Source organism: Acinetobacter sp. ANC_7635 (assembly GCF_056779945.1).
Genome location: NZ_JBWYIS010000001.1, coordinates 21,381 through 39,121, shown reverse-complemented (window position 1 = coordinate 39,121; position 17,741 = coordinate 21,381). Strand labels below are relative to the sequence as shown.

The window sequence follows — 17,741 nt, the reverse complement described above, 5'->3', positions numbered from 1 at the left end:
GCCTCCATAGGGAGGCTTTTTTATTGGACTCAATCTATAACACTTTAAATAGATTGAAACCATTGCCATAAGAACGTTACACCAAACCATAAGGCAACACCAAAAATAATTAAAAACAGAAGACCCAGTAAATCAGGAATATGAATCCAAATCCATGCCACGACAGGATTTCGCCAGAAGGCAGAGTTCTGCTGTTTACGCTCTAAGTTTTCATGTAAAAATGGGTGTACCACATGATGGTCTGAATGAATCTGATACTCTTCACGAATATGATCATGAACCACATCTAAAGCCTTGCGACTCGGTCGAATAAACACATCAAAGAGTGTACCTGCAACAGGGATTAAACCTACTACACCATCCATCACAGCAAGTTTAAGCACGCCATTCAATTTAGATTGGGGCACACCGATTTTTCGAGCTTGTAATACTGCATAACACGTAAGTACAAATCCAGCTAGGTCACCCGCCACAGGAATCGTGCTCAATGCTGCATCAGCCCCTACCCCTTGTTTAGTGAATGGAATTCTTACGACGGAATCCATCATGTTTGCGAACTTGGCAAGATCGCGTTCCATTTTGATGACTTCAGCTTGGGTTAATTTATTTTTATTTGTCATTTAAGCAACATCCTGCAAAGATACTCCATCAGTCATAGCCTTAGAATAAGAGTTGTGAAGCAATAAATAAATAGACCAATACACCAGTTGCATCACATATTGAAGTGACCAAGGGTGCAGATGCGCTTGCGGGATCGAGTCCTAGTTTATTGAGTACAAATGGTAAACTCATCCCGATCATACAGCCCATCATGACAATACCCATCATACTGATCGCAAGCACTAAAGCGACCATCATATCTCCACGGATATAGCCAAGAATTGAAACAGCTGCAGCCATCGTTGCACCCAAACATAGAGCAACCATCGCTTCACGACCAAGCAACACAAACCAATCCTTGGCTTTTACATCACCAGTTGCGATTGCTCGAACCATCAAGGTTGCAGATTGGGAGCCTGCGTTACCACCACTCCCAACCAATAGCGGTAAAAAGAAGACCAAAACAATATGCGCAGCAATGATGTCTTCATAATGGGCGATCCCAATACTCGAAAGTAGGCTGCCAAAGACCAGAAACACTAGCCAAAAAACACGTTGTCTAAATAAAAATAATATTGGTGCTGAACGAATACTGATATTTTCTTTAAGCTCTACCGCCCCACTTTTCAAAAAGTCCTCGGTAAATTCTTCTTGGAATACATCCATAGCATCATCATAAGTGACGATACCGAGTAGATGATCATCATGATCTAAAATGGGTAAGGCGATAAAATCATAGTGGCTTAATTTTTTTGCCACTGATTCCTGATCCTCATCTACCCGTCCGTAAATGACCTCAGTGGTCATGACTTCTTGGACTGTTTTATCCAAAGGTGCTTGCACAATTTCTCGAAGAGAAATTACACCCTCAAGTTTCTGAAATTGATTGGTAATATAGATCAGATATAAGGTTTCAGTATCTTTGGCGGAATGACGCAAAATCTCTAAAGCTTGTTGCATTGAGATGTCTGATGGCAAAGTGACATAATCAGATGTCATGATCGCACCAGCTGTTTCCTCAGCATACAATGCCAAAGATTGAACTTGCTGCTTCGTTTCTCGATCTAAATTCGCAAAAATAAATGTTTTAATTTGATCCGGTAAAGCTTTGTACAAATCTGTTCGAGCGTCTGAATGCATTGAACGAATTAACTGGACTGTACTTTTACCGTCCATTTTTTTAACCAACTGTACTTGATGATTGAGTGGCAAAAACTCAAATACATATGCTGCGTTTTCTAAATGGTGGATAAGTTGTATTTGTTGATCGATTTCTAATTGCTGTAAAAACAAAGCCAAATCTGCAGGATTAATCGTATCCGCAATATGATCAATCTGAGCGACATCAGAATTGATCAATGCTTGTTGTAATGCTTCAATTTTATGATCTTGTTTAATTTGATCCATAATCGCTTCATTTATTATCGTTTAGAATTGAGCAAGGCATGCTAACACTAATTGAACATGTTAGTGCGTATTGGTCTTGTCAAAAACTAATATTTAAAAATGGATTAGATCAACCGCAGTACAATATTCGCTGTACTGCGGATACCATATTAAGTTTCAGATGCTGATTTTGATTTATATTTGAAAATATTCCGAACGATAACAAACATAAAGGGAATAAAGACAAGAACTAAAATTGTGCCGAAAATTACCCCCCCAAGGACACTGACACCAATTTCTTGACGACTGGCAGCACCTGCACCTGATGCAAATACCAAAGGTATAACCCCTGCACCAAAAGCAAGTGAAGTCATTAAAATTGGACGTAAGCGTAAACTTGCACCTTGTAAAGCAGCAGCAATCGCATTAGCTCCACGCTCCTGAGCCATTGCCGCAAATTCAACAATTAAGATGGCATTTTTACATGACAACCCAATCGTCGTAAGTAACGCAATTTGGAAGTAAATATCATTTGGAAATCCGACCAACCAACTAAAAATAATATTACCGCCAATACCCAATGGAATAGCAGCAATCACAACAGAAGGTATCGACCAACTTTCATATAAGGCAGCCAAACATAGAAAGATAAAGCCAACAGAGATGAGATAAAGCCAAATGGCTTGTGTACTCGATTGTTGCTCTTGAAACGATAATCCACTCCATGCTAGCCCAACCCCATCTAATTGATCAACCATAGACTTGATATCACGCATTGCAGCACCACTGCTCACATTTTTTGCAGTGTCTGCTTCCATTTGTAGCGCGGAATAACCTTGGAAACGAGTCACCACATCAGGGCCTCCATCCCAATCCACAGTGGCAAAATTACCAAATGAAATCATTTGATTTTGATTGTTTCGTACAGACCATAAATTGAGATCTTCAGGCTTTGAACGATACTCGGCATCACCCTGCATCATGACGCGTTTAATACGTCCGCGATCAATAAAGTCGTTCACATAGGAACCACCCCAAGCTGCAGCCAAAGTGCTGTTAATCGCAGATTGTGAAAGACCATTCGCCATCACTAACTTTTGATTGATATTCACTTTCAATTTGGCTTTATCTGGATTAGAGCGTTTGCCCAAATTTTCAAAAGTCGTGAAGTTGATTGCCTGTCGTTCTAGCGCTTGAAATTGATCTTCTAAATACTGTCGTCCTTGTCCATTTAAATCTTGCAGCCAAAACTCTATGCCGTTGGTATCGCCAAGACCACTTACAGAACCTGGCAAACTCACCATAATCCGAGCGCGACTGTCTTTTCTAAAGAACTCCATCGCTCGTTCACGAATGGATTGTGCAGAGTTTGCCTCACCTGGACGATCATCCCAATGATGTAATGCTACAAATCCTGTTCCTAAATTTTGACCCGTTCCTGAAAAATTTCGTCCATAACGAATTTGAACCAACCTAACATTCTGTTTTTCTTGTTCAAGAAAATACTCTCGAATACTTTCACCAACAAGCTGACTTTCTGTCATAGGTGCGCCTTCAGGTAAACTGAATTGGACACTGATAAAACCTTGATCTTCACTTGGAATAAAGCTGGTTGGAAGCGACTTATAAAACAAAGCAAAAATCACAATTAACCCAGCAAAACTGGTTAAAACGATCCATTTTAGTGACAGGCTTTTTTCAACCCACTTTAGATAATGCAATCGTAATGATTCCATTTTTGTATTAAACCATGTCGCCCATTTTGCTTCTTGTTGTTTAGGTTTAAGAATAATCGCACACAATGCTGGTGTGAGAATTAACGCGACCAACAATGACAGTGACATGGCTGCAATCAAGGTAATTGAAAACTGACGGTATATAACTCCTGTCGATCCTGTAAAAAAAGCCATCGGAATAAATACTGCAGTTAGCACCACTGTAATTCCAATTAAAGCCCCCGTCATCTCTTGCATAGATAAGATAGACGCTTGCTTTGCAGATAGCCCCTTTTCATGCATCAAACGTTCGACATTTTCGACCACCACAATTGCATCATCTACAAGTAATCCAATCGCAAGAACTAATGCAAAAAGTGTCAATGTATTGATGGTCATTCCGAGCGCAAATAAGACGGCGAAAGTGCCCAAAATAACAATTGGAACCGTGACCGTTGGAATAAGTGTTGCGCGCCAGCTTTGTAAAAAGATAAACATGACCAACACGACCAAGATAATGGCTTCAACTAAGGTCTTTACAACTTCTTTAATGGACTCTTGAACAAACGGCGTGTTATCTCGTGGGTAGACAATTTGATAGCCTTCAGGAAGTTTTTTCTTAATGTCCTCAAGTACTTCTTTAATTTTAGCTGAGGTTGCAAGAGCATTCGCACCAGATGACATTGAAACAGCCAAGCCAGCTGAAGGTGATCCATTAATGGTATTAAAAGCTTGATAATTTTCAGCACCTAACTCAACGCGTGCTACATCTTTTAAATAAATAAAACTTCCATCAGGAGTCGCTTTGACAATGATATTTTTAAATTCATCGACTGTTCTTAGTCGTGATCCAGCGGTAACTTTTGCATTAAGATACTGGTCTGCTACTGTCGGTAAATCTCCGATTCCACCTGCAGCAACTTGTGTATTTTGTGCTTCAATTGCGGCACGAATATCACTAGGCATCAACTGATATTGTTTCAATAAGTTCGGATCTAGCCAAATACGCATGGCATATTGAGAACCAAAGACATCAACCTCACCTACACCTTCTACACGCGCAATTTCTGGTTCAATGTGATCAGCCAAATAATCTGACAACGCAATATTATTACTTTGGTTCGTAGTGTCATATAACCCCACCACCATAAAGGTGTCACCTAAGGATTTATAGACATTGACCCCTTGACGCTGCACGTCTTCAGGCAAACGATTGATCACCCCATTAATGCTATTTTGAACTTGGACTTGTGCTGTGTCTGGATCAGTTCCGTTTTCAAAACTTAGACTAATTCGACTATTCCCAGATGCATTACTGGTAGAGCTAAAATAAAGTAAGTTATCAATTCCTTTAATTTGTTGTTCTATGACCTGTGTGACACTTTCCTCAACTGTTTCGGCATCAGCTCCTGTGTAAGTTGCTGATACAGTAATTCTTGGCGGAGCAATATCAGGATAGCGTTCTACCGGTAAGCTCATCACCGCAAATATACCAATTGCCATGACAATGATCGCAAGTACGCCAGCAAAAATAGGTCGTTCAATAAAGAACTTAGATAACATAGTCGTTAAGCCGTCAAAAGAATTCTAGAAAGTGTTTTCATTAAAATATATAAAAATTTAATTGATATTCAGTGACTATGAATAAAAAAACAAGAACTAATAACAGAAACGATCAACATTGATCGAATTAAGAAGAAAATATGAAGCCCTCACCTATGAACCGCTTATCTGATCTTTCAAAAAAAAATATGCGCAATTTCTCAAAAGTAAAAAACTTCTAAAATTACGCAGCATTAATGCCATCCCCCCCTCCCAATTTGAGGATAGTCATATTCAATTTTTTAAAACTATATTCGAGGTACAAAAATACGAATGATTTGGGGGAAATGATGAAAAAAGCTCTTATAACACTGGCGCTCAGTACCTGTTTAGCAGCTTGTGGTGGTTCGGATAAATCCGCAAAAAATGATGATCAGATTAAAATAGGAATACTAACTGACAGCCCAGTAGCAGGTGCGACATATATCGTGAATGGCAATAATGACAATGCGAAGAAGACCAATGCAAATGGGGAGTTTGAATATCGAGATGGAGATGTCATTACATTTAAAATTGGTGATATCGAAATTGGTACCGTACAAGGTTTAGCTCGTGTGACACCAAATGAACTCGTGAATGAAGATTTAAATGCAGATGAACGTAACAAGAGAATTATCAATCTACTGATTTTTTTACAATCATTGGATATCGATGAGGATAAAGAGACCATACAAATCCCAGATGATGTTTCAAATTTCTCGCCAACATCGATTGATTTCAGCAATGCGACAAGTGATTTTAGAGAGCGACTTCAAGGTCAAATTATCAATATTCCTGAAATTGCCTCCAATATAGTAGTCAGTGAAGAGCAAGCTAAAGAACATTTTAGCAGCTCACTGCTCAAAGATATTCAAGGCGTATGGTATGCAAAAAATGATGAGTCTGAAATTGTGTTATTTATTGGAGAGAATGGCGAATATATGCTCGGTGAACCAATCCCGAACGAGCCTAATAGTTCTTCAAATGGCATGGAATACGCCAAAATAAATCTAGATGCCCTAAGTGGAAGTTTATACGCTTCTTCAATAAATATTACTACGCCTGTGATTGATACCAATGAAGATTGGGGACTTCTCGATCATGGGGAATCGCGTTCAATGAAACTATCTTTTGACGGTTCTATACTTAAGATTTCTGAAGCTGAAAATCCTGATGAAAGTGCAGAGTTTACGCGAGTTCCTCGAAATAATAGTGGAATTGTAGGCGCATGGCAGTCCTCAAGTGGTAAACAAATTTTCGTATTTAATTCTAATAACACTTTTATTATGGTTGATGCTGTTGGCGATGATCAACCAGATCCATATGACGGACCTTGTGGTGGTCCTGGTATTGAGTATGGTCGTTATCAATTACGCGACAACAAGCTCTTTGTTACCACGCCCCTCAGCATTGATACAAATGGTTGTGCTGGATTATCCAATACAGACGCGCATTTAGGCTTACCATTACAAATTTCTACTCAAAGTTTAAGCTTTACCGTAGCAGATGAAGGCACATTTACACTGACCAGAATGAATTAATTTTATCCCCCTTCAACATCTTCGTTAAAGGGGGATTATTCAATATGCTGAAAAGCATCAATAAATTCGATCAAAATCCGCATCATTTCAGCTTGTGAGGAGCATCCTAACTTCTGATAAATCGTTTTCAGATATGTCCGCAGTGAACTCAGCGTAATCCCACATTTCAAAGCAATATTTTCAAGATGCTGATCGTCCATAAAATGCTGACAAATTTCAATTTCTCGAGCTGTCAGTTGGAATGTTGACTTCAGTAATATTTTAGACAAGCGTTTTCGATCCTGCATTTTTGATAAGAATAATGCAACTTGATTATTGTCTAAGATCATTGAATCTGACAGCACCTTAAGTGGTGAGACTGTGATTAAGTAAGCTGATTGATGTCGATCGCTATATAACTGCATTGCACCCCCAACTTCTTCTTGATCATGCCTCTCTAATGAATAACGCTCATTCTTTTTGAATGTGCTCTGCACCAATTTTTTTAATTGAGCATTATAAGGCTCGATTATTTTTAATCTGTTATGCAAATCTATTTCAATCATACTCGTATCATTCAAACAATCCTTCGCATACTGATTCACAAATCTCACTTCTAGATTAGATTGAACGATGAGCACACCCACATTCAACTTATCTAAAATTTCGGTGTAATTACTTCTATCATTTTGAAGAAGCTTAATTTGTCGATGAATTTGAATCGCTCTTCTAAAGTGTTTTGCGAGTCTTTCTAAACTTTGTAATTCAGCAGTATCATAAGCAGCTTCATCTGATGGTCGATGTACCGCAAGCACGCCCCATTTATATTTTCCATACTCTAACAATACCCCACTGAGATAACAGATGTTTGAAGGAACTAAACAATATTCATAAAAGTTCTTCAAATCCTCATTATCTGTTTCAGCATATGATCGACAATCAATTTGATAGGCATGCTCTAATCCATAGGTATTCATTAACTGACCATGAATACGCATGTCTACGACATCTAAGTTATACGTTTGATAATTTTGAATTCCCTCAATCGGGATATTAATGGTGTAAATAAAATTTTGTTCGGGCCGAAGCTGATCAAAGTAAGTAAAGATCGCCGTTGAACTCTGTGTAAATTCCACGACCTGTTTTAAAACATTTTCCCAGTGATGTGGCTTTAAGGCAGCCTCATAAATTTCTTCTATGATTTGATTTTCTTGAACAGTTAACATCATCACCCCCAATCATGGTGTTAATGTTCCTTTAGATTAGTGCTCTACTAGGCTTTTATTCAATATTTACAATAGTATTCAAATATTTATCAGACAGATGACAAAAAAAATCCCCGCTTAAAGCGGGGATTTTTTAGGCTGTGGGATGAATTACATCATACCGCCCATACCACCCATACCGCCCATGTCAGGCATAGCTGGTTTATCTTCTGGGATCTCTGTAATCATGCACTCAGTTGTTAACATTAAGCCCGCAACAGACGCAGCATGCTCAAGTGCAGAACGAGTAACTTTCGCTGGATCAAGAATACCCATCTCTAGCATATCGCCGTATTCACCTGTCGCAGCGTTATAACCGAAGTTGCCTTCGCCATTTTTAACTGCATTAATCACTACAGATGGTTCGTCACCTGCGTTAGATACGATTTGACGAAGTGGCGCTTCAATCGCACGACGAAGGATGTTGATACCTACGTTTTGATCATCGTTAATACCCGTTACACCGTCAAGTGCTTTAGCTGCACGTACTAATGCAACACCACCACCCGCAACAACACCTTCTTCAACAGCAGCACGAGTTGCATGAAGAGCATCGTCTACACGATCTTTCTTCTCTTTCATTTCAACTTCAGTTGCAGCACCGATTTTAATCACTGCTACACCGCCTGCTAATTTAGCAACACGCTCTTGAAGTTTTTCTTTGTCATATTCTGAAGTTGATTCCTCAATTTGCGCACGAATTTGTTGAACACGCTCAGCAATTTGATTCGCATCGCCTGCACCATCAACAATCACTGTGTTTTCTTTAGATACAGTTACTTTGTGTGCAGTACCTAAATGTTCAAGTGTTGTTTGATCTAACTGCATACCGATTTCTTCAGAAATCACAGTACCACCAGTTAAGATCGCGATATCTTGAAGCATTGCTTTACGACGATCACCGAAGCCTGGTGCTTTAACAGCACATACTTTGATGATGCCACGCATGTTGTTTACAACAAGCGTTGCAAGTGCTTCACCTTCAACATCTTCAGCGATGATTAGAAGTGGTTTACCTGTTTTCGCAACTGCCTCAAGAACAGTAATCAACTCACGGATGTTGCTTACTTTCTTATCAACAAGAAGGATAAATGGGTTTTCCAATTCAGCAGTCAATGTATCTTGTTTGTTTGCGAAGTATGGAGAAATATAACCACGGTCAAACTGCATACCCTCTACAACATCTAGAGAATCTTCAAAGCCTGAACCTTCTTCAACAGTGATTACACCTTCTTTACCCACTTTTTCCATCGCTTGAGCGATCAGTGAACCAACAGTCGTATCAGAGTTCGCAGAAATCGAACCAACTTGTTCAATCGCTTTCGAATCAGATGCTGGTTTAGCCGTTGCTTTAATATCTGCAACAACAGCTTTAACTGCAATATCAATACCGCGTTTCAAGTCCATTGGGTTCATACCCGCAGTTACTGACTTGATCCCTTCGTTCAAAATTGCTTGAGCCAAAACAGTTGCCGTTGTAGTACCGTCACCTGCGATGTCATTTGTTTTAGAAGAAACTTCACGAACAAGTTGAGCACCCATGTTTTCAAACTTGTCTTTTAATGTGATTTCTTTCGCTACAGAAACACCATCTTTAGTGATGTGTGGCGCACCGAATGAACGATCGATAACAACGTTACGGCCTTTAGGACCAAGTGTAACTTTAACCGCATCTGCAAGGATATTCACACCTGCGATCATTTTTGTGCGAGCTGAATCACCAAACTTAACGTCTTTAGCTGACATATTTGACTCCGAATATTATTAAAATTACTAAATCTGATTGATTAAATGAGTAGTATTAAAAAGAATCAATTAGCCTTCTAAAACAGCTAAAATATCTGACTCTTTCATGATTAATAGTTCTTCGCCATCTACTTTCACAGTTGTTCCTGCATAAGTACCAAACAATACCTTGTCACCTACTTTTACATCTAAAGCGCGAACGCCATTGTCAGTGATCTGACCATTACCAACTGCAATAATTTCACCTTGAGCAGGCTTTTCTGCAGCAGAACCTGGCAATAAAATGCCGCCAGCTGTTTTTGTTTCTTCTTCAACACGACGAATTACTACACGGTCATGTAATGGACGAATGTTGCTCATAAAAATACTCCATCAGACTAAGTCTTTTGATTAATAGTCGTGATCTTAATTTCCTTAGATCACCACCAAAATTATTTGATGTCACTTTTGTGGGGATGGAAAAAATTGCTTCAAGGGGAAAATGAAAAAAAATTTATTTTTTTGTATTTTTTTTAGACATTTCGATAATTTAGCCTTTATTCCGATTTGCAACTAAATAAAATTTCTTTAATCTCGAATCAAAGCGATATTCACGCACCTTCAGTTTTTCATCAATTAGATTAAAACTATTAGAAAAGTCATGATGTAAACGATGTGATGTAGCGGTACCTGCATGAATATCCAATATCTGATGTTGAGCATTGAGTTGGAAAATCTTATTCAGATCATAAACAGCAGATACATGTAAATGACCGTGCAGAATTGCATTCAGCCCTGAGCTTGCCCATGTCTTTAGAGCTTTTTCAGTATTTTTAGGACGATCTTTAGACATATTTATACCATGATCACCACTATAGAAAGGTTGATGCGTAAGCAGAATTTTTAATTTATCTTGAGGAGCCAATTTCATTTTTTGATCAATTTCCTGAATTTGAAACTCAGTAATACGACCTTTGGTATGGTACTTAGGATGAATTGTATTGATTCCTATAATATAAAAATGCTCAGTTTCTAAGGTCTGTTCCATTTCACCAAAAAACAACTTATACCGATGAAACGGACTTAAAAATCTGCGCCATAAATGAAACAAAGGAATATCGTGATTACCTGGAATCACAATATAAGGAACATTAAGTTCTTCTAGAAATTTTTTGCAGTGATAAAACTGTGAAAATCTTGCCCTTTGAGTGAGATCACCACTGACCACAACAGCTTCGATCAAATGTTCTGCAACAAAGTGAGTAATTGCATCTAAGCAATCTTGTTGCTCAGTCCCAAAATGCAAATCAGACAAATGTAAAATCATTGTGGCACCATTAAGGTCAGTGCATTTCTTTCAACATGAATATCTAATGGTGAATCCAGTTGAATAATTTCTCCATCGATTGCTACAGTCATCTTTTTTTGATGAGAACGTATGCGCACATGATCCGCACTAAAACTATATACGTCTGCTGCCTGATCTAATTTTCCACGAACGAGTTGGATGAGTGTTTTAAAAATACTCAGCTTATCCGTGCGAGCAAGTACAACTCCCGCAACCCGACCCTCTTCTGCCGTTTTAGCGATATTGAGGTTCATTTCTTTTAATTGAAGTTGGTTATTACCTAAAAATAATAAAGGGGTTTTAACTGCATAATTTACACCATCCACCTCAATTTCTAACTTTAATTCTTTACGATCACGAATCAACACGTCTAAGCCAGAAGTATAGGCATGTAATGGTAGACGCCCTAGTTTTTGGTTATATAACTCTCTTTTTTTAATAAACAATGGATAAAGACCCAAACTCGCATTATTTAGATAAATGGCATCATTAATTTTTGCCACATGTACCGCTTTAGGCTTACCTTCAACCACCAGTTTTGCAGCTTCGAGAATATCTAAAGGAATATTCAAAACCCGTGCAACATAATTGAACGTCCCTAAAGGTAAAATTGCCAAAGGGATGGTTTGATGTAATAAATAATTAGCCACAGAATTTAACGTTCCATCCCCGCCAGCAACCACAATCACCCCCTGATTATCATGATTTAAATGTCGAAGATGAACTTTTTCGATGAGTGCTTGAACACTCATTTCTGAAGCAATATCAAAAACTTGTATTTCAAAACCTAGATCTGTCCAATAATGCATAAGTTGTTCATAAATTTGATCATTATTGGTGGCATGAAATCCAGATTTTTCATTAAAAATCATAGACAAAGGCTTTAGCATTGAATTCATTTTATGAGTTTAAAAATTGAATTACTTTAAAATTTCGTCTATTTACTACTCAATTAAAAGCCAATTTATGTAATTTTTAAATGATGTTCATTTGATTTTTCGATGATGAGAATTGATCTCATATTTTAATTAAGTTTTTATTTTAAATGAATATTTTAACTATAAATACCAAACATAAAATTTAAAAATGAAAAAGAAATTACTCATTTTTTAAAAAAATATCAAATAATTACATAAACTTAACACCAAACAAGTCTTAAGCACTATTTGAGCCTTTGGTCTTATTTTTTTTTAGAAAATATGCTTTAATACAGCCACTTTTTTTCATACTGAATCTAGAGTCTGCAAACCAGCATCTAGATATTATTTGTACACCACATTGTACACTTTTGATATAGGCCTCACCATGACCCAAGTGAACGCACCAGAATTCGTTCGTCACCCTAAGCTTATTGCTTGGGTGGAAGAGATTGCTAAACTAACAAAACCAGCAAAAATTGAATGGTGTGACGGTAGCGCAGAAGAATATCAACGTTATATCGACTTGATGATCGCTAACGGCACAATGCAAGCGCTTAACCAAGAAAAGCACCCTGGTTCATATCTTGCAAACTCTGATCCTTCTGACGTTGCTCGTGTTGAAGACCGTACTTTTATCTGCTCTGAAAACAAAGAAGATGCTGGCGCAACTAACAACTGGGAAGCTCCAGCGGTTATGCGTGAAAAATTAAACGGTTTATTTGACGGTTCTATGAAAGGTCGTACTTTGTACGTTGTACCTTTCTCTATGGGACCTTTAGGTTCTCATATTGCTCACATTGGTATCGAACTTACTGACTCTCCTTATGTTGCAGTCAGCATGTCTAAAATGGCTCGCATGGGTAAAGCTGTTTATGACGTTCTAGGCACTGATGGCGAATTTGTTCCATGTGTACACACTGTAGGTGCACCATTGGAAGAAGGTCAAAAAGACGTTGCTTGGCCTTGCAACAAAGAAAAATACATCGTTCATTATCCAGAAACTCGTGAAATTTGGTCATTTGGTTCTGGTTATGGTGGTAACGCATTGCTTGGTAAAAAATGCTTAGCATTACGTATCGCATCATTCATGGGTCGTCAACAAGGCTGGTTAGCTGAACACATGCTCATCCTTGGTGTGACAAATCCACAAGGTGAAAAACATTACATCGCAGCTGCATTCCCATCTGCTTGTGGTAAAACAAACTTTGCAATGTTAATTCCACCAGCAGGTTATGAAGGTTGGAAGATTGAAACTGTAGGTGACGATATTGCTTGGATCAAACCAGGTGAAGATGGTCGCTTATATGCAATCAATCCTGAAGCAGGTTTCTTCGGTGTAGCTCCTGGTACAAATACGAAGACTAACCCGAACTGTATGGCTACGCTTCATAAAGACGTGATCTATACAAACGTTGCCGTGACTGACAACGGTGAAGTATGGTGGGAAGGTCTTTCTAAAGAAGCACCTGCCAACCTAACGAACTGGAAAGGTCAACCACATACTGGTGAAGAAAAAGCAGCTCATCCAAATGCGCGTTTCACAGTTTCAGCTGGTCAATGCCCTTCTATTGATGCTGACTGGGAAAATCCAGCAGGTGTTCCAATCTCTGCGTTCATCTTTGGTGGTCGCCGTGCAGACACAGTGCCTCTAATTTCAGAAGCATTTGACTGGGTTGACGGTGTTTATAAAGCTGCAACAATGGGTTCTGAAACAACTGCTGCTGCTGTTGGTCAACAAGGTATTGTTCGTCGCGATCCATTTGCGATGCTTCCATTTGCTGGCTACAACATGGCTGACTACTTCACACATTGGTTAGAAATGGGTGAGAAAGTTGGCGAGAAAGCTGCAGCTGCTGGTAACAAGCTTCCTGGTATTTACAACGTGAACTGGTTCCGTCGTGATGCTGAAGGCAACTTTGTATGGCCTGGTTTCGGTCAAAACATGCGTGTTCTTGAGTGGATTATCGATCGCTGTGAAGGTCGTGCTGACGCTGTTGAAACTCCAATTGGTCGTGTTCCAACTTACGAACAGTTGAACTGGACTGGTTCAGACTTTACGAAAGAGCAATTTGACCTTGTGACTTCTCAAGACAAAGAGCAATGGATCAAAGAACTTGAAAGCCATACTGAATTATTTAACAAACTTGGTGATCGTTTACCAGAAGCGTTGAAAAAACGTCAAGCTGAGCTTTTAGAAGCGGTTAAATCTGCTTAAGCATGATGAGAAAAAAGGTCACTTCGGTGACCTTTTTTTTACTTCAAACAAACTGAATAAAGTGTATTTAGTAACGTTTATTAGTACCAATAAGTTGTCACACTTATGGCATACTAATTTAAACAGCTTATTAGGATCAGATAATGAAAAAAATAGAAATGATTGGCTCTTGTTTAATCGCCCTTATGCTTACAGCCTGTCAATCTGTTCCGCGACAGCACAATGGAGCTACAGGATATCAAATTGAAAACAAATCAGAAAATTCTGCCACTATTTCGTATACCCTCTCTGCACGTGCCAACCAAAATATTGATGAACACAAATTGCAACGCACTTGCCAACAAGTTTTAGGACATACTCAACAGTATAAAACCACCATTTTGAGTGTAAATGAAATTGCTAATCCCAATTACAAAACTCAAGAAACTCAACAGGTTCAAATTGGCCAATCACGAACATCATTCGGACTCTCAAACACTCAAAGTCTATACAGCAATGAAGACTACAATACACGTCTTTCTTTAGAAACTAAGCCTAGTCTCTTACAAGTCGTTCGCTTTAACTGCACACTCTAAACTTAAGACACTCAATGTACTTCATTGAGTGTCTTATAAAAACTGACATTTCTAAATTCAGGTGATTCATCTAAGTCTGGCCATGTCGTTGCACTGCGCTCATCAAGCTTTTCATATTTCGGATGACTAAAGTTTTTCACACGACTATCCGCCACCCATACCTCGGGTGCAAATTTTAAAAACTCATCTAAGAAGAAACGGTTGCACTGGTCATATAACACATCAGCCGCCAACAAGATATCAACTTGCTCAGCTTTATATAAGTCATCCAAATATTCAAGCTCAACATCATTCAATTCAGCATTGGCACGACACGCATCCAAACTAATTTGATCAATGTCACAACAAATGACACGTTTTGCCCCAGCCATTTTCGCCGCAATCGCAACTACGCCTGAACCTGCGCCAAAGTCTAAAACCACTTTGTCTTTCACATGATGCGGTTCAGCCAATAACCATTGTGCCATTGCTAAACCTGATGCCCAACAGAAAATCCAATATGGCGTATCATTCCATATACGACGAATAACTTCATCATCTAGCTTATCGGTTGGAAAAACAGGTGGAATGAGCCAAAGTGAAATTGGTGTATCAGGCAATTGCTGTGCATGAAGTTCACAACCTGGAATCACATCATGTAAGGCTTTTAGTAAATGTTCAGGCGCTTTAGGAAATTGGAAAGTACAGCTCATTGGATTTTATTTTTAAATATACAAAATTTGAGTTTCAAATACGAAACCTAAATTAATAAAGAGAATTCCCTCTCCTTTTAAAGGAGAGGGTTAGCGAGAGGATTTATCTAACTCAATACCCTCACCCCAACCCTCTCCCTGAGCCGTATACGGCGCAAGAGAGGGAGATAATATTAACCTAAAGCTTTTTCAGCTGCTTCAACTGTTTGACGAATCAACGTTGTGATTGTCATTGGACCTACACCACCCGGTACTGGTGTGTAAGCTGAAGCAATTTCTTCAATACCAACAAGTTGAATATCGCCCACACCACCGCCATCACGTGGATGGAAACCAGCATCAACAACTACTGCACCAGGTTTAATCCAATCTTTTTGAATCAATTCAGCTTTACCCACTGCACCCACAATGATATCCGCTTGCTTCACAAAGCTAGCAAGGTCTTGTGTACGAGAGTGACAAATCGTTACAGTAGCATTCGCCTCGAGAAGCATAGCTGCCATTGGTTTACCCAAAATTGCAGATCGACCTACAACAACCGCATGCTTACCTTCGATTTCGATGTTGTTTTCTTTCAGAATCGTCATAATACCAGCAGGTGTCGCAGAACCGTAAGCCGCTTCACCCATTGCCATACGACCATAACCAAGGCAAGTAACACCATCCACATCTTTTTCAAGTGAGATCGCATCAAAACACGCTCGCTCATCAATTTGCGCAGGTACTGGATGTTGTAAAAGAATACCGTGAACATCAGGATTTGCATTGAGTTTTTCAATTTCAGCAAGCAATTGTTCTGTCGTCGTTTCTTTTGGTAGTTCAACTTTAAGTGAATCCATACCAACACGGCGGCATGCATTACCCTTCATACGCACATAAGTTGCAGATGCACCATCGTCACCTACTAAAATCGTCGCAAGAATTGGAGTACGTCCTGATTTTGCTTTTAACGCTTCTACGCGAGTTAACAAATCAGCCTCAATTTGTTTTGCCAATGCACGACCATCTAAAACTAATGCCACGGCACATCTCCCAAGTGTTGATATGAATCAATTTCGCACATTCTACATGAATATTTTAAATAATTTCCGTTATATGCTGTTTTTCTGCACATACGAATAAAAGCACTATTGTTTTTTTTTCAGAGCTTGTTAATATACGCATCAACAAGACATGGCGGGGTGGCAGAGTGGTCATGCAGCGGACTGCAACTCCGTGTACGCCGGTTCGATTCCGACCTCCGCCTCCATCTTGTTAAGCCCGAGTGGTGAAATCGGTAGACACAGGGGATTTAAAATCCCCCGCCCACAAAGCGTGCCAGTTCGAGTCTGGCCTCGGGCACCATTCTTCTAATAGAGAATAATGGTGTAAATAAAGAACCCAGCGTAAGCTGGTTTTTTTATGTCTGCATTTTCTTTAAACTCATCTGCTATAATCACTCATCTTCAGAATTTCATATTCAAATGAATCAAAATCAGCAAGTTGCTCAATATCTTCAAGAACTAAAACAACAATATCCTCAAGCGTTTAAAAAAAACTTCTTGCTCTATAGTCAGTTAAAGACCAAAGGGATTCTAGATGAGCGTAAAGAACTGATCCCGCTTGCACTTGCATTAATGATTTTCCTCCCTTGCTCATATTTGTTAACCCTTTTGCTTAAACAACACATTGTTTTTTTAGAAGGCTTTCAATCTGGCGGGAGTGCTGTGTTGTGTATCATGTTATTTTTTATGCTGATTACGCCAATCATCCTCAAACAGATCAAGCATAGTAGCATCTCAACTTACCAGCAACTTAAAAATACCCCATTCAAACTGACCATCCTCATTCTTTTACAAAGTTTAAATATCGCTTTTATGGAAAGTTGGTTCTTACAGGGAATTTTGTTTTATTTCGCTATGAATTTTGGTTTCGTTAAATTTTATAAAGAGAATTTATTCCGAGAAAATACTTCTAAAGAAAACTATTACTACATTCAAGAAATTCGTAGAGTGGCTTTCTGGAGTTATAAACAAAACTTTAAGCTTTACTTAAAACTAATCTTTTCATCCAAAAACTCAAAGCAGCATCAATTATTGATTGAACAAAAACAAAAAAATGCGCAACTTTATGTTCATTTGATGAACTATGAAAACAAATTGTGTATGCGCTACAAGCATACCGATATAGAAAAATATATCGATAGCATCATGTAGCGCT

14 protein-coding genes and 2 tRNA genes are annotated in these 17,741 nt (G+C 38.7%); 6 read left to right on the top strand and 10 right to left on the bottom strand.

What is annotated here, in order from left to right:
- Positions 1 to 44: 44 nt before the first annotated feature.
- From AC1M89_RS00170 to AC1M89_RS00160, 3 genes are all read right to left on the bottom strand, one after another.
- Complete coding sequence (locus tag AC1M89_RS00170) at positions 45 to 620, bottom strand: DUF4112 domain-containing protein (protein ID WP_481613679.1); 576 nt, start codon at positions 618 to 620, stop codon at positions 45 to 47.
- A 40-nt stretch (positions 621 to 660) separates the two neighbouring features.
- Positions 661 to 1,998 (bottom strand): magnesium transporter, encoded by a 1,338-nt coding sequence (gene mgtE / locus AC1M89_RS00165; protein ID WP_481613933.1) that lies wholly within the window; start codon positions 1,996 to 1,998, stop codon positions 661 to 663.
- A 158-nt stretch (positions 1,999 to 2,156) separates the two neighbouring features.
- Positions 2,157 to 5,264 (bottom strand): multidrug efflux RND transporter permease subunit, encoded by a 3,108-nt coding sequence (locus AC1M89_RS00160; protein WP_481613678.1) that lies wholly within the window; start codon positions 5,262 to 5,264, stop codon positions 2,157 to 2,159.
- 329 nt (positions 5,265 to 5,593) lie between these two features.
- Between AC1M89_RS00160 and AC1M89_RS00155 the strand changes: the two genes are divergently transcribed.
- Positions 5,594 to 6,823: a hypothetical protein gene (locus AC1M89_RS00155; RefSeq protein ID WP_481588542.1), complete on the top strand. Its 1,230-nt coding sequence runs from the start codon at positions 5,594 to 5,596 to the stop codon at positions 6,821 to 6,823.
- A gap of 35 nt (positions 6,824 to 6,858) precedes the next feature.
- Here AC1M89_RS00155 and AC1M89_RS00150 read toward each other — a convergent pair whose 3' ends face one another.
- The 5 genes from AC1M89_RS00150 to AC1M89_RS00130 form a co-directional block, all read right to left on the bottom strand.
- Positions 6,859 to 8,028 (bottom strand): LuxR C-terminal-related transcriptional regulator, encoded by a 1,170-nt coding sequence (locus AC1M89_RS00150; protein WP_481613677.1) that lies wholly within the window; start codon positions 8,026 to 8,028, stop codon positions 6,859 to 6,861.
- Positions 8,029 to 8,178: 150 nt separating this feature from the next.
- Positions 8,179 to 9,813 carry a chaperonin GroEL gene (groL, locus tag AC1M89_RS00145; protein ID WP_035266940.1) on the bottom strand — a complete coding sequence of 545 codons (1,635 nt, stop codon included), beginning with the start codon at positions 9,811 to 9,813 and terminating at the stop codon, positions 8,179 to 8,181.
- A gap of 69 nt (positions 9,814 to 9,882) precedes the next feature.
- Complete coding sequence (locus AC1M89_RS00140; RefSeq protein WP_004810787.1) at positions 9,883 to 10,173, bottom strand: co-chaperone GroES; 291 nt, start codon at positions 10,171 to 10,173, stop codon at positions 9,883 to 9,885.
- Between the two features lie 169 nt (positions 10,174 to 10,342).
- Positions 10,343 to 11,119: a metallophosphoesterase family protein gene (locus tag AC1M89_RS00135; protein WP_481613676.1), complete on the bottom strand. Its 777-nt coding sequence runs from the start codon at positions 11,117 to 11,119 to the stop codon at positions 10,343 to 10,345.
- Positions 11,116 to 12,039 carry a diacylglycerol/lipid kinase family protein gene (locus AC1M89_RS00130; RefSeq protein WP_481589682.1) on the bottom strand — a complete coding sequence of 308 codons (924 nt, stop codon included), beginning with the start codon at positions 12,037 to 12,039 and terminating at the stop codon, positions 11,116 to 11,118. The genes AC1M89_RS00135 and AC1M89_RS00130 overlap by 4 nt, the downstream gene beginning before the upstream one ends.
- A 406-nt stretch (positions 12,040 to 12,445) precedes the next feature.
- Between AC1M89_RS00130 and AC1M89_RS00125 the strand changes: the two genes are divergently transcribed.
- Together AC1M89_RS00125 and AC1M89_RS00120 are read left to right on the top strand one after the other, a co-directional pair.
- Positions 12,446 to 14,275, top strand: a complete 1,830-nt coding sequence (locus AC1M89_RS00125) for a phosphoenolpyruvate carboxykinase (GTP) (RefSeq protein WP_481588545.1) — start codon at positions 12,446 to 12,448, stop codon at positions 14,273 to 14,275.
- A gap of 143 nt (positions 14,276 to 14,418) precedes the next feature.
- Positions 14,419 to 14,850, top strand: a complete 432-nt coding sequence (locus tag AC1M89_RS00120; RefSeq protein WP_035266928.1) for a hypothetical protein — start codon at positions 14,419 to 14,421, stop codon at positions 14,848 to 14,850.
- 11 nt (positions 14,851 to 14,861) lie between these two features.
- On the opposite strand, the gene AC1M89_RS00115 is transcribed toward AC1M89_RS00120, so the two are convergent.
- Both AC1M89_RS00115 and folD read right to left on the bottom strand, forming a co-directional pair.
- The gene (locus AC1M89_RS00115; RefSeq protein ID WP_481612882.1) at positions 14,862 to 15,542 is read right to left on the bottom strand and encodes a class I SAM-dependent methyltransferase; all 681 of its coding nucleotides are present in this window, start codon (positions 15,540 to 15,542) and stop codon (positions 14,862 to 14,864) included.
- A gap of 173 nt (positions 15,543 to 15,715) precedes the next feature.
- Positions 15,716 to 16,564 carry a bifunctional methylenetetrahydrofolate dehydrogenase/methenyltetrahydrofolate cyclohydrolase FolD gene (folD, locus tag AC1M89_RS00110; protein WP_481595648.1) on the bottom strand — a complete coding sequence of 283 codons (849 nt, stop codon included), beginning with the start codon at positions 16,562 to 16,564 and terminating at the stop codon, positions 15,716 to 15,718.
- 153 nt (positions 16,565 to 16,717) lie between these two features.
- Here folD and AC1M89_RS00105 point away from each other — a divergent pair.
- The 3 genes from AC1M89_RS00105 (at position 16,718) to AC1M89_RS00095 (ending at position 17,737) form a co-directional block, all read left to right on the top strand.
- Positions 16,718 to 16,791: transfer RNA gene (locus tag AC1M89_RS00105), tRNA-Cys, on the top strand.
- Positions 16,792 to 16,800: 9 nt separating this feature from the next.
- Positions 16,801 to 16,886 (top strand) — tRNA-Leu (locus AC1M89_RS00100).
- Between the two features lie 119 nt (positions 16,887 to 17,005).
- Positions 17,006 to 17,737 (top strand): hypothetical protein, encoded by a 732-nt coding sequence (locus AC1M89_RS00095; RefSeq protein WP_180028125.1) that lies wholly within the window; start codon positions 17,006 to 17,008, stop codon positions 17,735 to 17,737.
- Positions 17,738 to 17,741 lie beyond the last annotated feature (4 nt).